This window comes from Halorubrum sp. SP3, from assembly GCF_005435195.1.
Classification (GTDB): Archaea; Halobacteriota; Halobacteria; order Halobacteriales; family Haloferacaceae; genus Halorubrum; species Halorubrum sodomense.
On record NZ_SGTU01000007.1, the window covers coordinates 14,512 to 37,295 of the forward strand.

Below are 22,784 nucleotides of genomic sequence, written 5' to 3' on the forward strand. Positions count from 1 at the left end.
ACGCCTCCCGCTACTCGTCGTCAGCGTCGGTGACGATCCCCGGCTCGCTGCTCGCGATCACGACGATCCGGTCGGTGAGGTCCTCGATCGTGTTGGCGAGCTCGTCCAGCAGGATCGCGAGTTCGCGGTAGACGAGCGGCTGATCGATCGCGCCGTCGCCGAAGGCGGTCTCGACGGCGTCGTTGCGGAGCTCGTCGCACTCGCTTTCGAGGGCGCGGATCGATTCGATCCCGCCGGCGAGCGTCTCCGTGGCGTCGGCGCGGGCGAGCCCCCTGACGAACCCCTCGACGACGTCGCCGAGGACCGCGACCATCTCGGCGATCCGCTCGGCCATCTCGCGCATGTCACCGAACGGTTCGGCGCCCGCGTCGGGACGCATCATCGCCACCTCCTGGACTATCCGCTCGGTGTGGTTCGCGACCACGTCGAGCTCGTTGTAGAAGTCGAGCAGCGCGGACTCGTTGAAGTTGATCCGCGTGTTCAGCAGTCCGATGTCGTCCGGACCGGCGTCGGTGATGAGCGCCGTGAGCCCGCGGACGAGGTCGTCGCATTCGCTTTCGATGGCGACTATCTCGTCGACCGTCTCGCCGTACGCGCCGTCAGCCGCGTACTCGTCGAGCGCTCGCGGGAGGAGCGCGGCGCAGTCGTCGATCCGGTCGAGATACGCGACGGTCCGAGTCTCGAGCCGTTCCCCGAAGTCGGCGTCGGTTGGCATGCGCCGATCCACGCGGGTCGGCGGTAAAGAGGTTCCCTCGCGTTTCGTCGATCGTGAGGGTTTGACGCTCGCTCCAGCGGATCCTCGACCGCGCCTCACGGCGCGTCGACCGCGTCGAGCGCGGACTCGATCCCCGGAACGTCGAACCACTCGCGGTCGGTGTACGCGTTCGTCCCGGCCGCGTACAGCTCCGAGACCGCGTCGACGACCGCCGGCGGGAGGGGGTCCGGATCGGGATCGCAGAGCTCGCGCCAGTCGTCCGTCTCGCGGCCCGCGACCGACTCCTTCGCCGCCTTCACGGCCGCGACCCAGTCGGGGTCGTTCGCCTTGTACCACTGCCGGACGACCTCCTTCGAGATCCCGCGTCCGTCGTAGGAGAACCGGTTCTCGTCGAAGGTGCCGACCACGTCCGCGACGCGGAGCTCGCCGTCGACGTAGAGGCACTCTATCTTCCCGTCCTCGTGGACGAACCCGGCCGCCTCGGCGCGCTCGGTGACGACGCGGTTCACCTCGCGTGCGAGGGATTCGAGGGCGTCGATATCGGCGGCGCCCGCGACCGCGTCGGCCTCGGCCCGAGCCAGGTAGCGGTCCTGCTGTTCGTACTTCGTGGAGAACTCCACGACGGGCTCGGAGAGGTCGACGGGCTCGTCCGGCCACTCGCCGTCAGCGAGGTCGTCGAGGCCGAAGTCTGCGGGCTCGGCCCGCCTTCGCAGACTCGACCCGACTGGAACCCGGTTGCGGAAGACCACTTCGAGCGGGACGAGGTAGTTCTCCCCGCCCGCCGCGTGGAAGGCGTCGTAGTCGTAGCCGGCGTGGGGCCCCTGGTACGGGAGGTCCGGTACCTGGGTCAGGTCGATCGCCATCTCGGTCGGCGGCGCGCTCGCCTCGTCGAGCGGGACGATCTCGTTCGAGTCCGCGACGCCCCGGTAGTGGGTCGGGACGCCCGCCGCCTCCAGCAGTTCGAAGTTGAACGCGCCCATCGTACAGAGGCTCGCGCCCTTCTTCGGGATCGCGTCGGGCATCCGCCCCCAGTCGAACACCGAGTAGGCGTCCGTGAAGACGAACCGCCCCCGCCCGAGTCCGTCGGCGGTCGCCGGCTCGTCGACGCGGAACTCCTTGACGCTCGTCATGGCACACACCGCGACCGCCTCCCACATGAAACTTTCAGTTACGTGGTCACCTCGAAGATTTTTGCCCTAATTCGATCCACGAGTGCGGATCGAATCGGGGAGGACGGGGCTCCTCGTCCGCGCGCTCGCATCGAAAGCGACACCCGGATCGGTCGCCCAGTCCGTGGCATGAACGATGCGCGCGAGGTCGTCGTGCTCCGGTACGGTCACCGGCCGGGGCGCGACGACCGCATGACGACGCACGTCGGGCTCACGGCCCGGGCGCTCGGTGCCGACCGGGTGATCTTCCCCGACAACGCCGGACAGTCGGCGGAGACGGTCCGCGGAGTCACCGACCGGTTCGGCGGCCCGTTCGCGGTCGAACTCCGCGACGACCAGAAGGCGATCGTCCGGAACTTCGAGGGGATCGTCGTCCACCTCACGATGTACGGTGAGCGCGTTCAGGAGGTGGAGGAAGCGGTTCGCGAGGCGGTCGGCCTCGCAACCGACGGCGAGGCGGGGGGCGCGACCGGGGCGGCCTCGACGCCCCGCGACCTCCTCGTCGTCGTCGGCGGCGAGAAGGTGCCGTGGGCGCTCTACGAGCGCGCCGACTTCAACGTGGGCGTGACGAACCAGCCGCACTCCGAGGTCGCGGGGCTCGCGGTGTTCCTCGACCGCCTGTTCGAGGGCGCGGAGCTGGACCGCGAGTGGGCCGACGCCGACCGCCGGGTGGTGCCCGAGGCGACCGGGAAGACGGTCGTCGACGCCGACGGAGACCCGAAGGAGAAGGGCGGGGACGGCGGCGACGGGAGCGAGGACGGGACCGCCGCGGGCGACGAGCCCGACGACCGCGACTGAGTCGCCTCCCTCGCTACTCGTCGCAGTCGCCGCGCGCGCCTCTCGGCCTCTCGTCGACGACCTCCGGCGTGCCGCTCAGGATGCCGCGGAGCCCGGACATCGGCTCGCCGACGGTGATCCCGTGTTCGGTGATCCGGAACTCGCGGATCGTCCGCTCGAAGTCGCTCGTCCGCTTCTTCAGGACGCCGATCGCCTTGCGGAGCTCGCCCCCGACCTCCAGGTGCCGGAGGAAGAGGATGTTGTCCGCGAGGTAGCTGACGTTCTCCATCGTCGCGCGGAACTCCCCCGTGACGTTCCGCGTCTCGTCGACGAAGATGCCGGTCACGCCCGCGTTCTTGAGGTACCGGCCGAGCGCGTGCATCTGCTGGAGCATCGTCTCGTCCTCGCCGCGCAGCGTCAGCCGGTACCCGGAGATACCGTCGACCATGACGATGTCGGCGCCCTCGCCCTCGACCTCGTCGCGGACCATCCGCGCGAACTCCTGTGGCGACCGCTCTAACGCCTCCACCTCGGTCACCTGGAGCGTCCCCTTCTCGATCATCTCGTCGACCGGGATGTTGACCGCCCGCGACCGCGCGAGGAACGTCTGTCGGTTCTCCTCGAACAGGTAGATGACCGAGCGCTCCCCCCGCCCCGCGGCCTCCTTCATGAACTGCGTGCTGAGGGTGGTCTTGCCCACGCCGGTCGGCCCGCTCACGATGGTGACGGTGCCCCGCTCGATCCCGCCGTGGAGCAGCTCGTCGACCTCCGGGATCCCGGAAGATATCTGCTCGAACGCGACGTCGTCGCCGCGGCGAGCGCCGGGCTGGAGCGCCGGGTACACCTCGATCCCCGAGTCGGTGACCCGGTAGGCGTGGTCCCCGCCCTGCGTCGACGAACCGCGGAACTTCGGCACCCGGACCGTCTTGCCGTACGAGGCCGCGTCCAGCCGGACCGTCCCGTCAGTGATGAACTCCAGGTCGTCCGTCGGCAGCGACTCGGTGTTCTGAACGGTGAACAGCACCGTCGCCCCCCGCTCTTTTAAGAATCGCATGAACCCGACGACCTGCTTCCGGAACTGGTAGTCGTCGGACAGCAGGAACCGGAGCTGCGTCAGCGGGTCGACGACGACGCGGTCCGGGTCGACCGCGGTGACGCCCTCGACGATCCGCTCGGTGAGGGGCTCTCGCTCGACCTCGGAGGGCGCGAACACCTCGTACGACTCGTCGCCGACGAACGCCTCCGCGCTCGGGCTCAGGTCGAGGAACTCGATGGCGTCGGTGTCGAAGCCGAGCGCGGCCGCGTTCGCCTTCAGGTCGCGGAGGTCCTCTTCGAGGTTGACGAAGAGCGCCGTCTCGCCCTCGTCGACCCCCTGCTGGAGGAAGTGGAAGCTCAGGATCGTCTTGCCGCTCCCGGCCTGCCCGCGGATCATGTAGCTTCGCGTGGGGATGAGCCCGCCGGACAGCACTTCGTCGAGCCCGGCGATGCCGGTCGACGCTCGCTCGGATAAGGGTGATACCATGTCTCGCCTCTCGCCCGCGAGCGTGATATAAATGGGGTAGTTCTTAGTGGCGGCCGCACCTCGTTCGAAGAGACATGGGCTCGGAGTCGGACCGGACACGCCATGCCGCCGGCGGCGACGAGTCCGCGGAAGGCGAGGCGTCGCGCGGCGCTTCGAAGGGCGACGACGGCGGGGCTCCGGAGGGCGACGACGGCGGGGCTCCGGAGGGCGACGACGGGGACGCGTTCGACGACGGAGACGGCGTCCCGACCGTCGACCCCGCCCGAGACGACGCCTCGCCCGCGGGCGACGAGGCGACGGTCCTCCTCCTGATGGACGACGGCCGCGACCGCGCCCTGCTCGCCGAGGCGCTCGGCGAGCGGTACCGGATCCGCACCGCCGACGCTCCGTCCGCGCTCGACGGCGCGTTCGACTGCTGCGTCCTCGACGCGAACGCCTTCCGCGCCGCCGGCGACGCGATCGACGCCCGGCGTGACCGCGCCGACCCAGCCTTCCTCCCGTTCGTGCTGCTGGTGAGCGAAGGGCCGCGGGGGCAGCCGGCCGACAGCGTGTGGGAACGCGTCGACGACGTCGTCGAACTGCCGGTCGGTCGGCGGGCGCTGCTCGCCCGGGTCTCGAACCTGATCGAGCGGCGGACGACCTCGCTCCGGCTCAGGCGGACCGTCGGGGAGCTGCGGCTCAAAGAGCAGGCGATGGACGAGGCGCCCGTCGGGATCACCCTCGCGCGGGCTGCGGACGGCGACGACGACCCGCTCGTGTACCTCAACCGGGAGTTCGAGGCGCTGACCGGCTACGGCGAGGAGATGCTGGGGGAGGACTGCCGCTTCCTTCAGGGACCGGACACGGCCGAGGAGACCACGGCGGAGATCCGGGCGGCGATCGAGGAGGAGCGGTCGGTGGACGTGGACGTCCTCAACTACCGGACGAACGGGCAGAAGTTCTGGAACCGGCTCCAGGTCGAACCGCTACGGGACGAGGACGGAGCGGTCACGCATTTCGTCGGGTTCCAGACCGACATCACCGAGCGCAAGATCCGCGAGCGGCGGCTGGAGGTGATGGCTCGGGTGCTCAACCACAACCTCCGGAACAAGATGAACCTCATCGAGGGGTACGCCGACCTCCTCCGAGACGACCCCGACGAGGCGTCGCGACAGCGGTCGCTCGACGTGATCACCGAGACGGCCGCGGACCTCACCGGGATCGCGACCGCCGTTCAGACCGTCGACGAGACGGTCTCCGCGTCCGCGCTAGACGCCTCTATCGACTTCCGGAAGGAGCTGATCGAGCTCCGCAACCGGATCCGGAGTCGCTACCCCGACGCGGAGGTGACGCTGTCGCTGCCCGGCGACGACCCGATCGAGGTGGCCGTGGTCGGGCTGACCGTCGCCGTCGCGGAGGCGGTCGAGAACGCCGTGAAGCACAACGACGCGGGGACGCCCTCGGTCGAGGTGCGCGTCGAACGCCGTCCGCGGGAGTGGATCGCGGTCGAGATCGAAGACGACGGTCCCGGGATCCCGGACCACGAGACGCAGGTGTTGGAGGCGGGCGAGACGTCGCTGACCCACGCCGACCGCCTCGGCATCTGGCTCATGTACTGGGTCGTGGCCAAGGCCGGCGGAGACTTCGACATCGACACCGGCGAGGACGGGACGACGATCCGGCTGGAGGTCCCGAGGCATCCCTGAGCATCCCTGTCCGGTGGCGGCCGCCCGGGCGACGCCCGTCCCGCCTACAACGCCCGTTTCGATCGGAGCCGCGCGAGCCGCGTCCGGGCCTCCTGTCGGCTCGTCCCGCGCACGCGACCCGTCTCGGCGTCGGCCATGGAGACCAACGAGAGGCGGTCGAGGAGGGGCGGCCAGTCGCCGGCGCCCGCGGCGTCGCTGGCGAACGCGACCGCGTTGCCGAGCCCCTCGCGCTCCGCGGTCCCGGCCCGCGCGACCAGCGCGTCGGCGGCGCGGCGTCCGCCCGCGACGGAGAGCCGGTCGCCGACGGTGGCGGGGATCCACGCCGGGAGGAGTACCAGCCAGCACAGGGTCCCCGCGACCGCGTACGCCCACGACGGGACGCGCTCGCGGTCCGGCTCGTATCCGTGGATCCGGTTGACGCGACGGTCCGCGGCGGTGCGGTCTCCCCGGCGCCCGACGAGCAGCGTCGCGAGCAGCGCCGCCGTCTCGACGGCCGCCAGCGCCGGGAGCGTCGCGGTCGTCAGCGTCGCCCCGCGCGTCCGGAGCCTGACGAGCGCGTGCCGCAGCGCGGCGTCGCGGTCCGCCTCCGGGAGCGCGAGCAGGCGCGTCGAGACCACGAGCCGCGAGCCGCGGTAGCCGTCCGTGACGGCGACGTTCGCCGCGTCGGCGCGGACCGCGGTTACCGCGGGCGCGTCGACGCCGACCTCGGCCGCGAGCGCCTCGACGCGGTCGGCGACGAAGTCGGCGCGGCGGTCGTCGAGGCCGGCGTCGGGGAGCCGCGAGACCCGTCTGTCGACGAGGACCGGACCGAGGAGCGCGGAGCCGGCGGGACCGACGACGACGGCCGCGAGGAGTCCTCCCGGCGCTCCGAGGGGGATCACCCCGAGTCCGGCGGGGCCGAGGAGCGCGGCGACCGGGACCAGCGGAACCGCCGCCAGCACGACCGGAACCGCGAGGAGCGCGAGGGCGCCGAGCGCGCGTCGCCCTCGCCCGTCGACCGAGTCCGTCATACGGCCGAGTGTGAGCCACGGCGCGTAAAGCTCTGCCGGACCCGCGGGTCGCTCGCCGCGGTTCGGGAGGTCAGTCCGGCGGGGCGGTTCGAGAGGCCGACTTCCCCGGCTCGACGGGGCGGTCGCGACCGCGCCTTTCGGAGCTTTTAACCCGGTTCCTCCACCAAATTCTCGTAATGGCTTTTGAGGATCTACTGAACGACCCCGTCATCCAGAAGTACCTCCACGAGCTGGTGGGGCCGACGGGGATGCCGGTCGCGGCCGCGCCGCCGGACGGCGAGGTCACCGACGAGGAGCTGGCCGAGGAGCTCGGCCTGGAGCTCAACGACGTGCGTCGCGCGCTGTTCATCCTGTACGAGAACGACCTCGCGACGTACCGCCGCGTCCGCGACGAGGACTCCGGGTGGCTCACGTACCTGTGGACGTTCCACTACGACAACATCCCGGAGAACCTCCAGGAGGAGATGTACCGGCTGCTCGACGCCTTGGAGGAGCGCGAGGAGTACGAGCGCACCCACGAGTTCTACCTCTGTGAGGTGTGTTCGATGCGGTTCGAGTTCGGCGAGGCGATGGACTTCGGGTTCGAGTGTCCCGAGTGCGGCTCGCCGCTGGACGCGATGGACAACGACCGGCTCCGCGACGCGATGGACCGGCGGATCGACGAGCTTCGCGACGAGCTCAACGTGGACGTGACCGGCTGATGGTCGTCCTCGCAACCAAGTGCTACGTCGAGGGCGACGCCCGCGACCGCGCGCTCGACGGGATGAACTCGCTCGTCGCCAACGACGTGGGCGAGCTCGACGTCGACTGGCGGGTGGGCGTCCGCGACGACGACTTCGTCCAGGTCGACGTGACGGGCGAGGACGCCCCGGTCGCGCGCAACGTCCTCGCGGAGACGTGGGGAGAGGTCACCGCCCACGACGGCGGACTGGAGGCCGGCGAGGCGTACGTCGGGACCCTCGAGTCGTGGGACGACGTGGGAATCACGCTCGACGCCGGCGTCGACGTGTTCGTCCCCGCGGACGAACTCGGCCTCGGCGTCGGTTCGCCACAGCAGGTCGTCGAGCGGTTCGGCCTCGTCCAGCACCTCCCGATGCGGTTCGTCTACGGCGGCGGCCCGGACGCCGACGGCGACGAGGCGGGACCGTCCCGGCTCGCGGACGCCGAGCGCGACCGCCTGTACGACTGGCGGCGCGGTGACGGGCGCGTGAACGTCAACTCCGCGACCCGCGGCGAGACGCGGGCGACGGTGAACCGCGCGGGCCACGCGCAGGACATCGTCACGGTCGAGCGACTGGGGCTCCTCGAACAGAGCATCGTCTGCGCGGAAGGCACCGACCCGCCGGGGTTACTCGCCGCCATCGGCTCGTACCTCCCGGCGGAGATGCGGTGCGTCGTCTAACCCGAATCAATCGTGAACCGACGCTTCGCGCTCGCGGCGGCGGCGATCGCCCTCCTCGCGGTCAGCGCCGGCTGTCTCGGCTACGCGACCGGCGGCGGCGAGGTGACGAACGAGACGCTCGACGCCGAGCCCCCTCGCGAGTACGACTTCGACACGGACCGCGACGCCGCGTTCGACCTCTCCACCGACGGGCGGTACACAGTCGTGTACGCGGTCGGTGACCGGGAGGAGATCCGGCTGTATCAGCAGACGCCGTACGCGGGCGATCAGCCGCTACAGTTCGAGGCGCTCCGGTACCGGTACCCCGACGGCGAGGTGATCAACGGAAGCGAGTTCCGCGCCCGCGGCGGCGAGGTCGAGCGGACCACCGACGAGACGTGGATCCGGTTCGCGGACGAGATGGCCGGCGGGAAAATCGCGTTCTCGGGCGCCGGATCGCCGCGCCGGTTCACCATGCGGGCGTACGTCGACGGGTCGTACGCGGTGACGCTTCCGCCCGGGTTCAGCACCGACGCGCCGATCGTCGGCCACGTCTCGCCGCGCGACCACTCGGTCGTGACGGTCGACGGCCGCGACCGGATCGTGTGGGACGAGGTGACGGGCGGATCGATCGTCGTCCAGTCGTACCGCGAGGGCGACCTGGTGGTGTTCGGCGTCATCCTCGTCGTCGCCGCGATCGCCGCGGTCGTCGGGACGCTCTACTTCCGACGCCAGCTGGAGGCGCTCCGCGAGCGCCGCCGCGACCTCGGACTCGGCGTCGACGACGACCGGGACGACGACGGCTGGCTCTAGCGGGCGCGTCCGTCCGTGACCCGCCCGGCGCCCTCCGACTCGCCGCGCCCGTCCGCGTCGCGGTCCTTTTCTACCGCGCGCCGCTTGAGACGGGTATGAACGCCGCCGTCGTCACCGTCGGGGACGAACTCCTCGTCGGGGACACCGAGAACACGAACGCCACCTGGCTCTGCGACCGGCTCGACGCCCGGGGCGTCAGGGTGCGACGGGTGACCGTCGTGCCGGACGAGGTGAGCGAGATCGCGCGCGTCGTCAACGAGTACCGCGCCGAGTACGACGCCGTGATCGTCACCGGCGGGCTCGGGCCGACCCACGACGACGTGACGATGGAGGGGGTCGCGGCCGCGTTCGGGCGCGGCCTCGTCGAGAACGAAGCGGCGGCAGCGTGGCTCGCAGAGCGCGGGTACAGCGGGGACGACCTCGCGGCGGAGACGACGCACCTCCCCGCCGACTGCCGGCCGCTCCCGAACGAGGCCGGGGTCGCGCCCGGCGCGGTCGTCGAGTCCGTCTACGTCCTGCCGGGGGTTCCGGCGGAGATGAAGGCGATGTTCGAGCTGGTCGAAGACGAGTTCGCGGGGACGCTCACCCACGTGCTCACGGTCGACGTCGACGAGCCGGAGAGCGAACTGCTCGACCGGATCGCGTCGCTGCGGGAGCGGTTCGACGTGCGCGTCGGCTCGTACCCGGGCGAGGTCGTGACCGTGAAGATAACCGCCGAAAGCGAGGCGGAGGCCGAGCGCGCGGCGGCGTGGGTCCGGGAACGCGCGGACGCGGTCGAGGACGAGTCCGCCTGAGCGGTCGGCGGGCGAGGCGGCGAGGCGGTCGGAGGAGAGGCTTCTAGCGGTACAGGTACGCGACCCACACGGCGACGAGCGCGAGGCTCGCGAGCAGGACCGCGCCCGCGGTCGCGCTGATCGGCAGCGGCTCCGTCACGGCGGCTTCGAGGATCATGTCTCGGCGTTATCTTGGGGGCGTCTTAAGCGTTGATTCTCGGACGGGGCGAGCGTCGCCGGACGGACGGACGCCGCCGCGCGGACGCGAAAACGGGACCGGACGGCGCGGGCGCGTGGCAGCTACCGAGGGAGGGATCCAGTCCCGGTGAGACGAGCGGCTCGCGTCGCCGATGGCGGGCTCGTTCCATCGGCGCTCGGAGCTACGAGCCGACGCCTGTTGGGTCCCGTGTCTCGTTGTCGGGGGATTTTATCAGCCGATCGGACGGGCGGGGGCCGCCCGCGTCGGCCGGACGCGGCTCGCTTAAGAGGCCGGCGCGGTGAACGTCGGGCATGCACGTGGGGATCGCGGTGAACCCGGTCGCCGGAATGGGCGGCCGCGTCGGGTTGAAGGGGACCGACGGGAAGGTGGCCGAGGCGGTCGAGCGCGGCGCCGAGCCGCGGGCGCCGGACCGGGCGCGGCGGACGCTCGACCGGCTGGCCGCGGTCGCCCCCGACGCGGCCGTCTCGGTGGCCGCGGACCCGATGGGGGAGTCGGTCGTCCGCGAGGCGGGCTTCGACCCGGTCCGCGTCGTCGACCCGTTCGGGGGCGAGACGCCGGAGCCGACGGGGACGACCGCGGCGCACACCGCCGCGGTCGTGCGGGCGTTCGCGGGGGTCGGCGGGGAGGACGGGGTCGAAGCGAGCGACGGCGACCCCGTCGACCTCGTCTTATTCGTCGGGGGCGACGGGACCGCCGCGGACGTCGCGGAGGCGTTGGAGGGGACCGACGTACCGATGCTCGGCGTCCCGGCCGGCGTGAAGGTGTACTCGTCGGTGTTCGCGGTGTCGCCGGAGGACGCCGCTGAGGTCGCGGCCTCGTTCTCGCGGACCGAGCGCCGCGAGGTGATGGACATCGACGAGGACGCCTACCGCGAGGGCGAGGTCAACCCCACGCTGCGCGGCGTCGCCCACGTCCCCGTCGCGGACGACCTCCAGTCGTCGAAACAGACCGCGAGCGGGACCGTCGAGTCGCTGGCGGAGGGCGTCGCGGCCGACGTCCGCGAGCGCGACGGCGAGGGCGTCACCTTCGTTCTCGGCCCGGGGTCGACGGTGGGAGCGATCAAGGACGAGCTCGGCTTCGAGCCGTCGCCGATCGGCGTCGACGTCTGGCGCGACGGCGAGGTGATCGTCCGGGACGCGACGGAGGCGGCGATCCTCGACGCGCTCGGCGAGGAGAACGTCGTCGTCGTCTCGCCCATCGGCGGGCAGGGGTTCGTCTTCGGCCGCGGCAACCCCCAGATCTCGCCGGCCGTGATCCGGCGCTGCGACCTCCGAATCGTCGCGTCGCGGGCGAAACTCGACGGCGTACGCGCGCTCCGCGTCGACACCGACGACCCCGACCTCGACGCGGAGCTGGCGGGGTGGGTCCGCGTCCGCGTCGGCAAGTTCGAGACGCGGATGATGAAGATCGTCTGACGCGGCCGCGCGGGTTCCGGAACGGGGACGACGCCGCTCGCCGCGACGGACAGCCCTTTGTCGCTCGCCGCGTCGGGAGCCGTATGGGACGTGAGAAGGAGCGGATGCTGGCCGGCGAGGCGTACGACCCGACGGATCCGGAACTCGCCGCCGACCGACGGCGAGCCCGCGACCGCTGTCGCCGGTACAACGCCACTGCCCCGACGGAGACAGACCGCCGAGAGCGACTCCTCGGCGAGCTGTTCGGCGAGGTCCGCGGCGACGCGACGGTCATGCCGCCCGTCCGGTGCGACTACGGGTACAACGTCGGCGTCGGCGACGGCTTCTTCGCGAACTACGGCTGCGTTTTCTTGGACGCCGCGCCGATCGCGTTCGGCGGGAACTGCCTGCTCGGCCCCGGCGTCCACGTCTACACCGCGACGCACCCGATCGATCCCGACGAGCGCGCGGCCGGCCGAGAGTTCGGCGAGCCGGTGACGGTCGGCGACGACGTCTGGATCGGCGGGCGGGCGGTGATCACGCCGGGCGTCGAGATCGGGGACGGGGCGGTCGTCGCGGCCGGGGCCGTCGTGGTCGACGACGTGCCGGCGCGCACGGTGGTCGGCGGCAACCCGGCCGAGGCGATCCGAGAGATCGACGGCGAGTGATCTCGGTTACGGCTCGTCGAGCGCGTCGGCCACGACGGGCGCGACGCTGACGACGCTACAGCCCCGTTCGACGGTGTCGCTGCCGACGATCCGGTCGACGCCGGCGGCGCGGAGCTTCGTCACCGCGTTGGCCGCGAGGACCGGGTGGACGCAGGCCGTCAGCACCCGCGCGGCGCCGCGGTCGGTGAGGACCCCGACCGATTCGCTCATCGTCGACCCGGTGGCGATGATGTCGTCGACGACGACCACGTCCCGGTCCGAAACGGGGGCGTCGGAGGGCGACACCGCGACGGCGCCCGTCTCGCGGTCGCGGTGCTTCTCGAAGTAGTCCGTCTCGCCGGCGCCGTAGGCGTCGCGGACGGTGGCGGCCGCGTCGATCGCGCCCTCGTCGGGCGCGAGGAAGAGCGGGTCGTCGAGGTCGGCCGGGAGCGGGTCCGCGAGGACGCCCGCGGCGTCGACCGTCTCGACCGGAACGTCGAAGAAGCCGGCGACCGTCGCCTCGTGAGGGTTGACGAGGCGGACGCGGTCGGTCCCGGTCGAGATCGCCCTCGCCATCGCGCGGGCCGAGACCGGTTCGCCGTCGCCGAACGAGGCGTCCTGGCGCGCGTAGCCCATGTACGGGATCACTGTCGTCACGTCCGTCGCGCCGGCCTCGCGGACGGCGTCCTGGAGCTGGAGCAGTTCCACCCACGCCTCGTCGGAGTCGGTCGCGGCGACGATCACGGCCTCGTCGGCGTCGAAGTTGGGCACCGCGGCGAGCCCCTCCCCGTCGGGGAACCGGTCGTATGTCGGGGTCGCGAGCGCCCGGCCCGTCTCCGCGGCGAGCGCGGCCGCGAGCTGCTGCGAGCTGGACCCGGGTACGATCATGGGCGACCGTTCCGCGGACTCCGGTAAACCAGTTTCCTTACCGCGCGGCTCCGACGGGACGCTCCCCCCGCCGGAACCGCGCCGGCGGGACGCTCCGGCCGCCGAGCGCCACGCGAGCGCGACCCACACCGGCCCCACAGGGGCGGATATTTACGGGCGGGGCGGGTACGAGCCCCAATGACCGAAACCGAAGCCGGCGCGCGCGTCGGGCTCCCCTGTCCGTCGTGTTCGCCCGCCGAGCCGACCGTCCACGAGGTCCTCAGTCCGGGCGGGCAGGCCACCGTGCGCTGTACCGAGTGCGACCACACCCACAAGACCGAGATCCCCGAGGAGGAGACGGTCTCCGTGTCGATCGTCGTCTCACAGGACGGCGACTCGTTCACGACGACGATGGACGTGCCCGCCGAGGGCGACGTGGCCGCCGGCGAGGAGTTCGTCGTCGACACCGACGAGGCGCTGATGCAGGTGCGGATCACGGGGATCGAACTCGGCCCCGAAGAGCGCGTCGAGGAGGCGGACATCACCGACGTGGAGACGCTGTGGACCCGCGCGGTCGACAACGTCGCGGTCCCCGTCACGCTCCATCCGAAGGACGGCGACGCGGACCAGACGCGCTCGCTGCGGGTGAACGTCCCCGGGGACTACGAGTTCACCGTCGACGAGACGGTGGAGTTCGGTGAGGAGGAGTTCACCGTCGAGGGGCTTCAGATCCGCGAGGACGCGCCGGAGTACCGCCACGAGAAGCTCGATCATCCCGGCGACCTCGCCTACGCGAAGGACCTCAAACGCGTGTACGCCCGCGACGAGACGCTCACCGCGTGGTCGGCCTGGTAGGACCGACCGGCCCGCGCCGCCCCCGCCGCACGATCCGCCGCGGCGGCGAGGCTCGTACTAACATAAACAATTATGAAGGATACGCCCCTTTCCCGAGTCGTGCCGCCCGTAGTACACGACTGACGCACGCTCGACGGCGGGGACGGCGACCGGTCCCGCCGGTCCGAGCACGCGCGAGGCGACCGAGACCGAACCGACGACCGACCGATCGGGTCCATCGACGAACTCGGCTGACGACGGTGCGACCGACGCCGACGACGGGACCGACGGCCTGCCGACCGCCGCCGAGGCGGTCGCGCAGGCGGCGGGGACGTTCGACCCGTCCGACACCCGGCGGATCGCGAACGGCACCGACCGCTGGAACGAGTACGCCGGCTCGTCGCACTGACGCCGCGGCCGGATCCTTTTATTCGGCGGCGCGACTACCGGCGAGCGGCCGATGACGAACCACCGCTCCGAGCCGGACTCGGCACCCGGCGACGACGAGCCCTATGAGTACCGAGGCCGGCTTTTCACCGCCGAGCGCCGCGGTCGGGCCGTCACGGCACGAACGAGGCGATAGCGAGGAACACGAAGACGACGAGCCACTTGGCGACGGTCACGCTCAGCCCGCCGACCCCGCGGGCCCCGGCGATCGCCACGGACCAACCGTTTTCACGCCGCCGGGCGACGCCACAGACATGGACCACCGCTGTCCCGACTGCGGTGTCACGATGGAGGAAGTGGAGTTCAGCATGGGTGACGCGTGGAACGCCCACGTCAGGACCGGCGAGAAGCGGTCCGGGCTGCTCGGCAAGCTGGGAATGAACGAGCGTAAGGAGCTGACGACGGTGATGTGCCCCGAGTGCGGGTTAGTGCGGCACTACGCCGAGTTCGAGGACTGAGGCGGGCCGCCGCTCGTGGCGGTCGATTCGGATTGACCGGATCCCCGGTGTCACGGGGGTTAAACCGTTCGCAGCCCTCCGATCTAACGGAATGTCCGACTCCGAGTACGCGCTTCAGGCACGGCTCGAAGCCAAGCCCGAGAAGGCGGACGAAGTGGCCGAGTTCCTCGAGTCCGCGCTCCCCGCGGCCGAGGCCGAGGAGCAGACGACGACGTGGTTCGCGCTGCGGCTCGACGAGACCACGTTCGGCATCTTCGACACGTTCCCCGACGAGGAAGGCCGACAGGCGCACCTCGACGGCGAGATCGCCGCGGAGCTGTTCGAGCGGGCCGACGAGCTGTTCGTCGAGGACCCGCAGGTCGACGAGATCGAGGTCCTCGCCGCGAAACACTCCTGAGCCGCCCGATCCGGACGGTAGACACCGGATAGATCCGGTCGGTGGTTTATTCTCCCGCGCGCCGGACGGGTTCGTATGGAGCCAGACTTAGACCGATTCACGTCGCGCCGGTCCACCGTGTACGGTCAACGCGGCGTGGTGGCGACCAGTCAGCCGCTCGCGAGCGAGGCGGGGATCGAGGTCCTCCGCGAGGGCGGTAACGCGTTCGACGCCGCGGTCGCGACCGCGGCCGCGCTCAACGTCGTCGAGCCGACCTCGACGGGCCTCGGCGGCGACGTGTTCGCGCTGTACCGGACCGCCGACGGCGAGGTCGGCGCGATGCGATCGTGCGGCGGGGCGCCCGCGGAGGCGACGATCGAGAACGTCAAGGCGGCGCTCGCGGAGGACGACGACGCGGACTCCTACTACCCGGACGACGGCGGTTACGCGGTCGACGACGCCGGCGAGGCCGGGATGCCGTTCTACGGCCCGCACGCGGTCACGGTCCCGGGGACGGCCCGCGGCTGGGAGGCGACCGTCGAGGAGCTGGGCCGGCTCAGTCTCGCCGACGCGCTCGATCCGGCCATCCGCTACGCGACCGAGGGGTACCCGGTGTCCGAGGTGATCGCCTCCTACTGGGCGAGCGCCGACGCGCTGTTCACCGAGGACCACGCCCGCGAGGCGTTCCTGTTCGACGACGAACCGCCGGCCGTCGGGCAGACGGTGACGATGCCGCGGCTCGGCGAGTCCATGCGGAAGATCGCCGAGGAGGGCGCAGACGTCGTCTACGAGGGCGAGATCGGCGAGGCCATTGCCGACGAGGTCCGGTCGCGGGGCGGGTTCATGACCGTCGACGACCTCGCCGGCTTCGAGGTCGAATGGCCCGATCCGGTGTCGACGACCTACAACGGTGCCGAGGTGTACGAGCTCCCGCCGAACAACCAGGGGCTGATCGCCCTGGAGGCGCTCAACGTCGCCGCGGAGCTCGGCGCGGGCGAGTACGACTACGACTCGCCGGAGCGCGTCCACTACTTCGCGGAGGCCATGAAGCGGGCGTTCCACGACGGCCACCGCTACATCACCGACCCCGACTACGAGGAGGTCCCGCCGCTCGCGTCGGGCGAGTGGGCGAGCGAGCGCGCCGCGGGCGTCGGAGCGACCGCCTCCCACGACGTCTCCTTCGGCGTCCCGAACGCGAACGCCGAGGACGCCGACACCGTCCTCCTCACCGTCGCCGACGACGCCGGCAACGTCGTCTCGTACATCAACTCGCGGTTCGCCGGCTTCGGCTCCGGGCTCGTTGCCGGCGACACGGGTATCGCGCTCCAGAACCGCGGCGCGTCGTTCTCGCTCGACCCGGACCACCCGAACGCGCTGGAACCGGGCAAGCGCCCGTTCCACACGCTCATCCCGGGCGTCGTCCGGTTCGACGAGGACGACTGGGCGGCGTTCGGCGTGATGGGCGGATACATGCAGCCACAGGGTCACGTCCAGGTGATCTCGAACCTCGTCGACTACGACATGCCGCTCCAGCGCGCGCTCGACGAACCGCGCTGGCGCTACCGCGAGAGCGGCGAGCTGGCGCTCGAACCCCACTTCGACGACGACGCCGCGGCCAAGCTCGTTCGTAAGAATCACGACGTGCGGACGCTCTCGCCCGTCATGTTCGGCGGCGCGCAGATCGTCCGGAACGAAGACGGGGTCCTGTCGGCCGCCACGGAACCCCGGAAGGACGGGAACGCGCAGGGGTACTGAGGCGAGGCGCCCGCGTTCGCGGCGCCGGCCGAGTTGCTATCGGCGCGAAAAAATGAGGCCGGTTCGGGCTCGGGAGCCGATCGACGAACCGTCGGTAGAGCGCATCGATACGCGACGGGAGCCGTCCGATCCGGTCGAATTCGACCGGTGTCGTATTTGTGGTCGTGGATACGCTTATAACGGCTCGTATGGTATACGATCACAGGATGAAGCGAAGAATCCAGCGACGCGACGTACTCAGGGGTGCCGGCGCGGTCGGTATCGCGGGGCTCGCCGGCTGTTCGACGGAGAGCGGTGACGGCGGCAACGGAACCGGTGGTGGCAACGGATCTGGCGGCGGCAACGGATCCGACGGCGGCGGGGGCGACGCCAGCAGCATCCCCGACGCCGTGATGGTCGTCGGGTTCCCGCAGTCCGGCATTCAGCTGTTCCGCGACTTCTACTCGGAGTTCGCCGACAGCGCGCCCGATCTGGACATCATCGTCCCCGACGGCCTGATCGACAGGGACCTCCCGAGCGAGGTCGACAACGACATGAACAACGTGATCGGCACCGCGCCCTCCGCGGGCGGTCCGGGCGCGGAGTTCTTCACGTCGTCGTACGAGGAGGCGTACGGCGAGGCGCCGGGCGTGTTCACCGCGCAGGCGTACGACGCGATGGCGGTCCAGATCCTCGCGGCCACCGCCGCGGGCGAGAACGACGGCGAGGCGATCCGCGACCGGGTTCGGACCGTCGCCAACCCCGGCGGCGAGGAGTTCGGACCCGCGGACCTCCCGGACGCGGTCGAGACCGTTGCGGGCGGCGACCCCGTCCAGTACGTCGGCGCGTCCTCGAGGGTCAACTTCGACATCAACGGCGACATCGCGACGGCCGCCTACGACATCATCGACTTCCAGGACGGCGAACTGGAGACCATCGACACCGTCGAGTTCGGGAACGACCTCACCGAGGAGGACCTGAACGCGACGGCCGAACCCCCCGTCGGCGTCGACTCGTTCACCGCTCGGGTCGGCGTGTTGATGCCGGAGACGGGTGACCTCGGTCCGCTCGGCGTCCCGATCCGCGACGGCGCGCTGCTCGCGGCGACGCAGGTCAACGACGCCGGTATCAACGTCGACGTCGAGACCCGCGTGGAGGACACCCAGACCAACCCCCAGGCCGGTATCTCGGGCGCGAACGCCATCGTCAACGCCGGCTACGGCGCCGTCGTCGGTCCGGCGTCCTCGAACGTCAACCTCCAGGTCGCAGACCAGGTGTTCATCCCGAACGGCGTCGTGGGCATCTCGCCGTCGTCGACCGACCCGAACGTGACGGACTTAGAGGACAACGGCTACATCTTCCGGACGGCGCCCTCCGACCTGCTCCAGGGGCCCGCGATGGCGGACCTCGCCGTCGGCGACAACGTCGGCGCTGAGAGCTCCGGCACGCTGTACCTCAACGACGCCTACGGACAGTCGTTAGAGGAGGCGTACGTGAACGCCTTCCGGGAGCGCGACGGGACGATCACGCAGCGCGTCTCCTTCGAGCCGAACCAGCCGACGTACACCAGCCAGTGGTCGAGCGTGCTGAACCAGTAGGGAGTTTCGAGTCCTTCTCCGTTTTTTCGACGCGCGTGAGCCGTGGCGCCGGTCGGCGGCGTGACTCGTAAACGACCGACCCCAAACCGTAGTCCGATTATCCGCCCAGGAAGTCGCGCCGCACGTCCTCGTCGGCGAGCAGCACGTCGCCGCGGTCGGTGTAGCGGTTCTCGCCGTTCACCAGCACGTAGCCGCGGTCGCAGCGGCGCAGCGCCTCCTTCGCGTTCTGCTCGACCATCAGCACCGCGGTCCCCGAGTCGTTGATCCGGTCGATGCGGTCGAACATGTCGGAGACGAGGTCGGGGGCGAGCCCGGCCGAGGGCTCGTCGAGCAGCAGGAGGTCCGGATCGAGCATGAGCGCCCGCCCCATCGCGACCATCTGCCGCTGCCCGCCGGAGAGCGTCCCGGCCTTCTGGTCGCTGCGCTCCCGGAGGATCGGGAACCGGTCGTATATCGTCTCGATCTGGTCTTCCGGCACCTCGTCGAGGATGTACGCGCCCATCTCGAGGTTCTCGCGGACGCTGAGCCCGGGGAACACGTTGTCGTTCTGGGGGACGAACCCGATCCCCTCGCGGATGATCTGCTCCGGCGCGAGCCCGTGGATCGGCTCTCCCTCGAACTCGACGGTGCCGGCCATGTGCGTCGTGAGCCCGAAGACGGTCTTCATCACCGTCGACTTCCCGGCCCCGTTGGGCCCGACGATGGTGACGAACTCCTCGTCCGCGACGTCTAAGACCACGTCCGAGAGGATCTGGAGGTCGCCGTAGCCGGCGTCGAGGTCGCGGATCCGCAGGATCGCGTCGCCGTCGATCGCGTGGGCGGTTCCGGCGTCCGCGTCGGCCTCGACCGCCTCCCGGTCGACTTCGACCGCGTCGTTCGCGTCGACCGCGTCGTTCGCGTCGACCGCGTCGTTCGTCTCGTCGGCGCTCATAGGTCCTCACCCAGGTACGCCTCGATGACCCGCTCGTCGTTCCGTATCTCGTCGCCGGTCCCCTCGGCGAGCACGCTGCCCTGGTACATGACGATGACGCGTTCGCAGTTGCTCATGATGACGTCCATGTCGTGTTCGACGAGCAGGAAGGTGTAACCGTCAGCCCGCAGGTCGTGGATCCGGTCCAAGAGCTTCTCCTGAAGGGTCGGGTTGACCCCGGCGAGCGGCTCGTCGAGCAGCACCATCTCGGGGTCGGTCATCAGCGCGCGGGCCATCTCCAGCAGCTTCCGCTGGCCGCCGGAGAGGTTCCCCGCGGGTTCGTGCGCGAGGTGGTCGATCTCGAAGAACTCCAGCGTCTCCCAGGCCCGCTCGCGGAGCTCGGTCTCCTCCGCGACGACCGCACCGCGGAGCCCGGGCGTCACCGCCCGGATCGCGGACTCGCCGAGCTGGCCCTGCGGCGCGAGCATGAGGTTCTCCAAGACGGTCATCTCGGAGAGCTCCCGGGCGATCTGGAACGTCCGCACCAGCCCCTTCCGGGCGATCTCGTGGGGCCTGAGCCCGGTGACGTCCTCGCCCTCGAAGTACACCCGCCCGGCGGTCGGCTCGTGGACGCCGGTGATACAGTTGAACGTCGTCGACTTCCCGGCGCCGTTCGGGCCGATGAGTCCCGTCAGCGACCCGGACTCCACCTCGAAGGAGGCGCCGTCGACGGCGGTGACGCCGCCGAACCGCTTGACCAGCCCCTCCACGCGGAGCGGGGGCGCCCCGGAGGGGACGTGTTTCGCCGCCTCCTCGACCGCGCTGTCGTTCGCCTCGGGTTCGTCGACCGTCGCGTCCGTCGCGTCGACCGTGTCGGCGACGTCCTCCGCGTCGGCCACGTCGCCAGCCTCCGGAACGTCGCTACTCATCGGTCTCACCTCCGGCGGGCCGCTCCGAGAGGTCGACGGCCGCGGCCGTCTCGATCCGGTCGCCGAGGATCCCCTCGGGCCGCCGGTGAATGATGAACACGAGGACGAGCCCGAGGAAGACGAACTGGAGCGGCGCGATGTTCTCGGTCGCGTACGCGAGGAACGTCACCGGGTCCAGCGTGGCGACCGCGTCTGCGAACGACGGCGGCGTCTCCGCGTCGATGAGCCCCCGGACCGTCCCGCCGACGCGCCGCGGCCCCTCGAACAGCACCGCGGCGAAGACGATGCCGCCGAGGACCGAGCCGGTGTTCGACCCGGATCCGCCGATGATCACCGCGATGAACACGTAGAACGTCAAGAGCGGGCGGAACTGCGGGGTCGGGGAGACGTTCCCCTGGCTGCCGAACCAGAGGATGCCCGCGAGCCCCATCAGCGCGCAGCCGATGACGAACACCTTGATCTTCACGAGGTTCACGTCCTTGCCGAGCGAGTCGGCGACGAGTTCGTCTTCCCGGATCGCCTTCATCGTCCGGCCGAACGGCGAGCGGCCGAGGCGCTCCAAGACGAGGTAGAAGCCGACGAGGAAGACGGCGAGGACGGCGATGTACCCCCACCCGATGAGGATCGGCTGCGAGATGCCGAGCCCGTCGGGGCCGAAGACGCCGAAGACGAGGTCGCCGAGCGCGGTCGGATCCCCCGCCTGCCCGTCGACTAAGAACAGGTCGCGGACCGGGTTGTCCGGCATTCCCATCCCGCGACCGCCGCCCGTTCCGGCCCCGATCGTGTCGCGCAGGAAGCTGTCGAAGGCGCTCGACTGGAGCGACAGCCGGACGATCTCCGAGAGGCCGAGGGTCACGATCGCGAGGTAGTCGGCCTTGAGCCGGAGGGCCGGCAGGGCGGCGACGGCGCCGAGCAGCGCCGCCATCCCCGTGCCGGCGACGATCCCGACCGGGAGCGGCAGCCCGAGTCCGGGGGGGCCGAACGCGGGGTCGGGCGACCGGACGACCATCCCCATCGTGTACACGCCGACGGCCATGAAGCCGGCGACGCCGATGTTGAAGAGGCCGGTGTACCCCCACTGGAGGTTCAAGGCGAGCGCGGTGAGCGCGTAGACGATTCCCAGGAACGTCAGCGTCTCCATGAGCCCGACGACGCTGTTGAGCCCGTTGGTGAACGTCAGCAGCGTCGCGGCCGCGTAGATCGCGAGCAGCGTCCCGATCACGAGTCCGAGGTCGCTCTCCCGGGCCGCCTCGACCACCGCCGCCGTCGCGCTCTCCGGCGCGTCGGCGTCGCCCTCGGGACCGCCCGGCGCGTCGGCAGCGTCGCCGCCGGACGCGTCGCCGTCGGGGGAGTCGGCGGCGCTCATGTGGTCGTCACCCCGCCGAACAGCCCTTCGGGACGCAACAGCAGCATGAGGATCATCACGCCGAACGCCGCGGCCTGGTTGAAGTCCGAGGGGATCCAGATCGTCGACGTGGTGAACACGACGCCGATGACGAGACCGCCCGCGATGGCGCCGTAGACGGAACCGATCCCGCCTAAGATTACGGCCGCGAAGATGAGCAGCAGGAGGAGCCAGCCGAAGTCGAACTGGATCGTCCCGCGGAGCAGCACGTAGAGGTAGCCGGACGCGCCCGCGAGCCCGCCGCCGATGATCCACGTGGCGGTGACGACGCGCTCGGCCGGGATCCCCGTGATGAGCGCGAGGTCCTTGTTGTCGGCCATCGCCCGCATCGCCGTGCCGAGTTTCGTGTGCTGAAGCATGGCGTGCATCGCGAGCATCAGCCCCACCGCGGCCACGAGGATGGTGAGTTCGTGGGCGTCCACCGAGACCCCGATCGGGTCGAACGCCAGGTTCGACGCCTCGACGCTGGCGGTCACGCCGCGCCGGTCGGAGCCGTAGACGAACTGGAGCAGGTAGCGGACGATGAGCGCCGCGCCGATGGAGGCGATCAGCAGCGAGATGCCGTCGCGGTCCCGCATCGGCTTGTAGAACGCCCGGTCGAGCGCCACCGCGAGCAGCGCGGTGACGACGAACGCCGCGACCAGCCCCACGAGGATCGCCACGGGCGTCGTGAGGACGTGCGCGCCGATGTCGCCCGGCGAGGCGTTCCCGGCGTCGCGGACGGTCAGCAGCGCCCGGACCGGTATCTCGCCGAACCCGGCGATGAGGAAGGCGATCCCCCAGCCGGAGAACGCCCCGACGCTGACGAGGTCCCCGTGCGAGAAGTTCGCGAACGAGAGGATGCTGTACGTCATCGAGAGCCCGATGCCCGCGAGTCCGATCACCAGTCCGATTACGATTCCGCTCCAGAGGTTCGAGCCGAGCCGATCGACCGAGAGCGACCCCCCGATCGGGCCGAGGCCCACCCCCGCGAGCTTCGCCGCGAGGTCGACGAGCAGCAGGCCGCCGAGAAGGGCGACGAAGAGAAGCCCCGGCCTGGCCCGCGCCGAGTCGACGATCGACGAGTCAGTCGTTCCCATGTGTACGTCTCACTGACACAGGGTGGGACACCGAGAGGTAA

The 22,784-nt window shown here is 70.8% G+C and carries 22 protein-coding genes; 13 read left to right on the plus strand and 9 right to left on the minus strand.

From position 1 onward, the window contains the following. Nucleotides 1–10: 10 nt before the first annotated feature. Together EXE42_RS07120 and EXE42_RS07125 are read right to left on the minus strand one after the other, a co-directional pair. A complete protein-coding gene (locus tag EXE42_RS07120) occupies nucleotides 11–715 on the minus strand; it encodes a DUF47 domain-containing protein (RefSeq protein ID WP_092920241.1) in 705 nt (234 codons plus the stop codon). A 95-nt stretch (nucleotides 716–810) separates the two neighbouring features. Continuing rightward, nucleotides 811–1,845 (minus strand): phosphoribosylaminoimidazolesuccinocarboxamide synthase, encoded by a 1,035-nt coding sequence (locus tag EXE42_RS07125; protein ID WP_137706206.1) that lies wholly within the window; start codon nucleotides 1,843–1,845, stop codon nucleotides 811–813. Between the two features lie 168 nt (nucleotides 1,846–2,013). Here EXE42_RS07125 and EXE42_RS07130 point away from each other — a divergent pair, with 168 nt between their 5' ends. Next, entirely contained in the window at nucleotides 2,014–2,682 is a 669-nt protein-coding gene (locus EXE42_RS07130; protein WP_137706207.1) for a tRNA (cytidine(56)-2'-O)-methyltransferase, read from the plus strand. 13 nt (nucleotides 2,683–2,695) lie between these two features. Here the strand turns inward: EXE42_RS07130 and EXE42_RS07135 are convergent, their stop codons facing one another. Beyond that, on the minus strand, nucleotides 2,696–4,183 hold the full coding sequence (locus EXE42_RS07135) for an ATPase domain-containing protein (RefSeq protein ID WP_137706208.1): 1,488 nt from the start codon (nucleotides 4,181–4,183) through the stop codon (nucleotides 2,696–2,698). A 74-nt stretch (nucleotides 4,184–4,257) separates the two neighbouring features. On the opposite strand from EXE42_RS07135, the gene EXE42_RS07140 reads away from it, so the two are divergent. After that, nucleotides 4,258–5,868, plus strand: coding sequence for a PAS domain-containing protein (locus EXE42_RS07140; protein ID WP_241988349.1), 1,611 nt, complete (start codon nucleotides 4,258–4,260; stop codon nucleotides 5,866–5,868). A 44-nt stretch (nucleotides 5,869–5,912) separates the two neighbouring features. On the opposite strand, the gene EXE42_RS07145 is transcribed toward EXE42_RS07140, so the two are convergent. Next, on the minus strand, nucleotides 5,913–6,878 hold the full coding sequence (locus EXE42_RS07145) for a hypothetical protein (RefSeq protein WP_092920237.1): 966 nt from the start codon (nucleotides 6,876–6,878) through the stop codon (nucleotides 5,913–5,915). Between the two features lie 176 nt (nucleotides 6,879–7,054). Here EXE42_RS07145 and EXE42_RS07150 point away from each other — a divergent pair, with 176 nt between their 5' ends. From EXE42_RS07150 to EXE42_RS07175, 6 genes are all read left to right on the plus strand, one after another. After that, nucleotides 7,055–7,579, plus strand: a complete 525-nt coding sequence (locus EXE42_RS07150; protein ID WP_092920236.1) for a transcription factor — start codon at nucleotides 7,055–7,057, stop codon at nucleotides 7,577–7,579. Then, entirely contained in the window at nucleotides 7,579–8,280 is a 702-nt protein-coding gene (locus EXE42_RS07155; RefSeq protein WP_092920235.1) for a DUF2110 family protein, read from the plus strand. Before EXE42_RS07150 ends, EXE42_RS07155 begins: the two co-directional genes overlap by 1 nt. 12 nt (nucleotides 8,281–8,292) lie before the next feature. After that, on the plus strand, nucleotides 8,293–9,072 hold the full coding sequence (locus EXE42_RS07160) for a DUF5803 family protein (RefSeq protein ID WP_092920234.1): 780 nt from the start codon (nucleotides 8,293–8,295) through the stop codon (nucleotides 9,070–9,072). A 95-nt stretch (nucleotides 9,073–9,167) separates the two neighbouring features. Continuing rightward, the gene (locus tag EXE42_RS07165; protein ID WP_137706209.1) at nucleotides 9,168–9,866 is read left to right on the plus strand and encodes a molybdopterin-binding protein; all 699 of its coding nucleotides are present in this window, start codon (nucleotides 9,168–9,170) and stop codon (nucleotides 9,864–9,866) included. 489 nt (nucleotides 9,867–10,355) lie between these two features. Further along, a complete protein-coding gene (locus tag EXE42_RS07170) occupies nucleotides 10,356–11,480 on the plus strand; it encodes an ATP-NAD kinase family protein (protein ID WP_137694771.1) in 1,125 nt (374 codons plus the stop codon). Between the two features lie 83 nt (nucleotides 11,481–11,563). Continuing rightward, on the plus strand, nucleotides 11,564–12,127 hold the full coding sequence (locus EXE42_RS07175; protein WP_137706210.1) for a maltose acetyltransferase domain-containing protein: 564 nt from the start codon (nucleotides 11,564–11,566) through the stop codon (nucleotides 12,125–12,127). Between the two features lie 6 nt (nucleotides 12,128–12,133). Here EXE42_RS07175 and prs read toward each other — a convergent pair whose 3' ends face one another. Then, entirely contained in the window at nucleotides 12,134–12,994 is an 861-nt protein-coding gene (prs, locus tag EXE42_RS07180) for a ribose-phosphate diphosphokinase (RefSeq protein ID WP_137706211.1), read from the minus strand. A gap of 177 nt (nucleotides 12,995–13,171) precedes the next feature. Here prs and EXE42_RS07185 point away from each other — a divergent pair, with 177 nt between their 5' ends. From EXE42_RS07185 to EXE42_RS07205, 5 genes are all read left to right on the plus strand, one after another. Next, the gene (locus tag EXE42_RS07185) at nucleotides 13,172–13,828 is read left to right on the plus strand and encodes an HVO_0476 family zinc finger protein (protein WP_092920228.1); all 657 of its coding nucleotides are present in this window, start codon (nucleotides 13,172–13,174) and stop codon (nucleotides 13,826–13,828) included. A 680-nt stretch (nucleotides 13,829–14,508) separates the two neighbouring features. Next, complete coding sequence (locus EXE42_RS07190) at nucleotides 14,509–14,712, plus strand: hypothetical protein (protein ID WP_092920227.1); 204 nt, start codon at nucleotides 14,509–14,511, stop codon at nucleotides 14,710–14,712. 91 nt (nucleotides 14,713–14,803) lie between these two features. Further along, a complete protein-coding gene (locus EXE42_RS07195; RefSeq protein ID WP_137694768.1) occupies nucleotides 14,804–15,109 on the plus strand; it encodes a putative quinol monooxygenase in 306 nt (101 codons plus the stop codon). A gap of 75 nt (nucleotides 15,110–15,184) precedes the next feature. After that, nucleotides 15,185–16,843 carry a gamma-glutamyltransferase family protein gene (locus EXE42_RS07200; protein ID WP_092920225.1) on the plus strand — a complete coding sequence of 553 codons (1,659 nt, stop codon included), beginning with the start codon at nucleotides 15,185–15,187 and terminating at the stop codon, nucleotides 16,841–16,843. A gap of 206 nt (nucleotides 16,844–17,049) precedes the next feature. Continuing rightward, nucleotides 17,050–18,420 (plus strand): ABC transporter substrate-binding protein, encoded by a 1,371-nt coding sequence (locus EXE42_RS07205; protein ID WP_092920224.1) that lies wholly within the window; start codon nucleotides 17,050–17,052, stop codon nucleotides 18,418–18,420. 97 nt (nucleotides 18,421–18,517) lie between these two features. On the opposite strand, the gene EXE42_RS07210 is transcribed toward EXE42_RS07205, so the two are convergent. The 4 genes from EXE42_RS07210 to EXE42_RS07225 are packed head-to-tail and all read right to left on the minus strand — an operon-like array spanning nucleotide 18,518 to nucleotide 22,743. Then, a complete protein-coding gene (locus EXE42_RS07210; protein WP_241988350.1) occupies nucleotides 18,518–19,351 on the minus strand; it encodes an ABC transporter ATP-binding protein in 834 nt (277 codons plus the stop codon). Next, nucleotides 19,348–20,259 (minus strand): ABC transporter ATP-binding protein, encoded by a 912-nt coding sequence (locus EXE42_RS07215; protein ID WP_092920223.1) that lies wholly within the window; start codon nucleotides 20,257–20,259, stop codon nucleotides 19,348–19,350. Before EXE42_RS07215 ends, EXE42_RS07210 begins: the two co-directional genes overlap by 4 nt. Continuing rightward, nucleotides 20,252–21,625 carry a branched-chain amino acid ABC transporter permease gene (locus EXE42_RS07220; RefSeq protein WP_092920222.1) on the minus strand — a complete coding sequence of 458 codons (1,374 nt, stop codon included), beginning with the start codon at nucleotides 21,623–21,625 and terminating at the stop codon, nucleotides 20,252–20,254. Before EXE42_RS07220 ends, EXE42_RS07215 begins: the two co-directional genes overlap by 8 nt. Then, nucleotides 21,622–22,743, minus strand: a complete 1,122-nt coding sequence (locus EXE42_RS07225; protein WP_137694766.1) for a branched-chain amino acid ABC transporter permease — start codon at nucleotides 22,741–22,743, stop codon at nucleotides 21,622–21,624. The genes EXE42_RS07220 and EXE42_RS07225 overlap by 4 nt, the downstream gene beginning before the upstream one ends. Nucleotides 22,744–22,784: the final 41 nt, after the last annotated feature.

Bases quoted from the DNA above. Each gene is read 5' to 3' on its own strand.
- EXE42_RS07120 (WP_092920241.1), bottom strand. From the start codon at position 715: ATGCCAACCGACGCCGACTTCGGGGAACGGCTCGAGACTCGGACCGTC.
- EXE42_RS07155 (WP_092920235.1), top strand. From the start codon at position 7,579: ATGGTCGTCCTCGCAACCAAGTGCTACGTCGAGGGCGACGCCCGCGAC.
- EXE42_RS07220 (WP_092920222.1), bottom strand. From the start codon at position 21,625: ATGAGCGCCGCCGACTCCCCCGACGGCGACGCGTCCGGCGGCGACGCT.
- EXE42_RS07140 (WP_241988349.1), top strand. From the start codon at position 4,258: ATGGGCTCGGAGTCGGACCGGACACGCCATGCCGCCGGCGGCGACGAG.
- EXE42_RS07185 (WP_092920228.1), top strand. From the start codon at position 13,172: ATGACCGAAACCGAAGCCGGCGCGCGCGTCGGGCTCCCCTGTCCGTCG.
- EXE42_RS07150 (WP_092920236.1), top strand. From the start codon at position 7,055: ATGGCTTTTGAGGATCTACTGAACGACCCCGTCATCCAGAAGTACCTC.
- EXE42_RS07165 (WP_137706209.1), top strand. From the start codon at position 9,168: ATGAACGCCGCCGTCGTCACCGTCGGGGACGAACTCCTCGTCGGGGAC.
- EXE42_RS07205 (WP_092920224.1), top strand. From the start codon at position 17,050: ATGAAGCGAAGAATCCAGCGACGCGACGTACTCAGGGGTGCCGGCGCG.
- EXE42_RS07145 (WP_092920237.1), bottom strand. From the start codon at position 6,878: ATGACGGACTCGGTCGACGGGCGAGGGCGACGCGCGCTCGGCGCCCTC.
- EXE42_RS07225 (WP_137694766.1), bottom strand. From the start codon at position 22,743: ATGGGAACGACTGACTCGTCGATCGTCGACTCGGCGCGGGCCAGGCCG.
- EXE42_RS07170 (WP_137694771.1), top strand. From the start codon at position 10,356: ATGCACGTGGGGATCGCGGTGAACCCGGTCGCCGGAATGGGCGGCCGC.
- EXE42_RS07175 (WP_137706210.1), top strand. From the start codon at position 11,564: ATGGGACGTGAGAAGGAGCGGATGCTGGCCGGCGAGGCGTACGACCCG.
- prs (WP_137706211.1), bottom strand. From the start codon at position 12,994: ATGATCGTACCCGGGTCCAGCTCGCAGCAGCTCGCGGCCGCGCTCGCC.
- EXE42_RS07135 (WP_137706208.1), bottom strand. From the start codon at position 4,183: ATGGTATCACCCTTATCCGAGCGAGCGTCGACCGGCATCGCCGGGCTC.
- EXE42_RS07200 (WP_092920225.1), top strand. From the start codon at position 15,185: ATGGAGCCAGACTTAGACCGATTCACGTCGCGCCGGTCCACCGTGTAC.
- EXE42_RS07210 (WP_241988350.1), bottom strand. From the start codon at position 19,351: ATGAGCGCCGACGAGACGAACGACGCGGTCGACGCGAACGACGCGGTC.
- EXE42_RS07195 (WP_137694768.1), top strand. From the start codon at position 14,804: ATGTCCGACTCCGAGTACGCGCTTCAGGCACGGCTCGAAGCCAAGCCC.
- EXE42_RS07215 (WP_092920223.1), bottom strand. From the start codon at position 20,259: ATGAGTAGCGACGTTCCGGAGGCTGGCGACGTGGCCGACGCGGAGGAC.
- EXE42_RS07190 (WP_092920227.1), top strand. From the start codon at position 14,509: ATGGACCACCGCTGTCCCGACTGCGGTGTCACGATGGAGGAAGTGGAG.
- EXE42_RS07125 (WP_137706206.1), bottom strand. From the start codon at position 1,845: ATGACGAGCGTCAAGGAGTTCCGCGTCGACGAGCCGGCGACCGCCGAC.
- EXE42_RS07130 (WP_137706207.1), top strand. From the start codon at position 2,014: ATGAACGATGCGCGCGAGGTCGTCGTGCTCCGGTACGGTCACCGGCCG.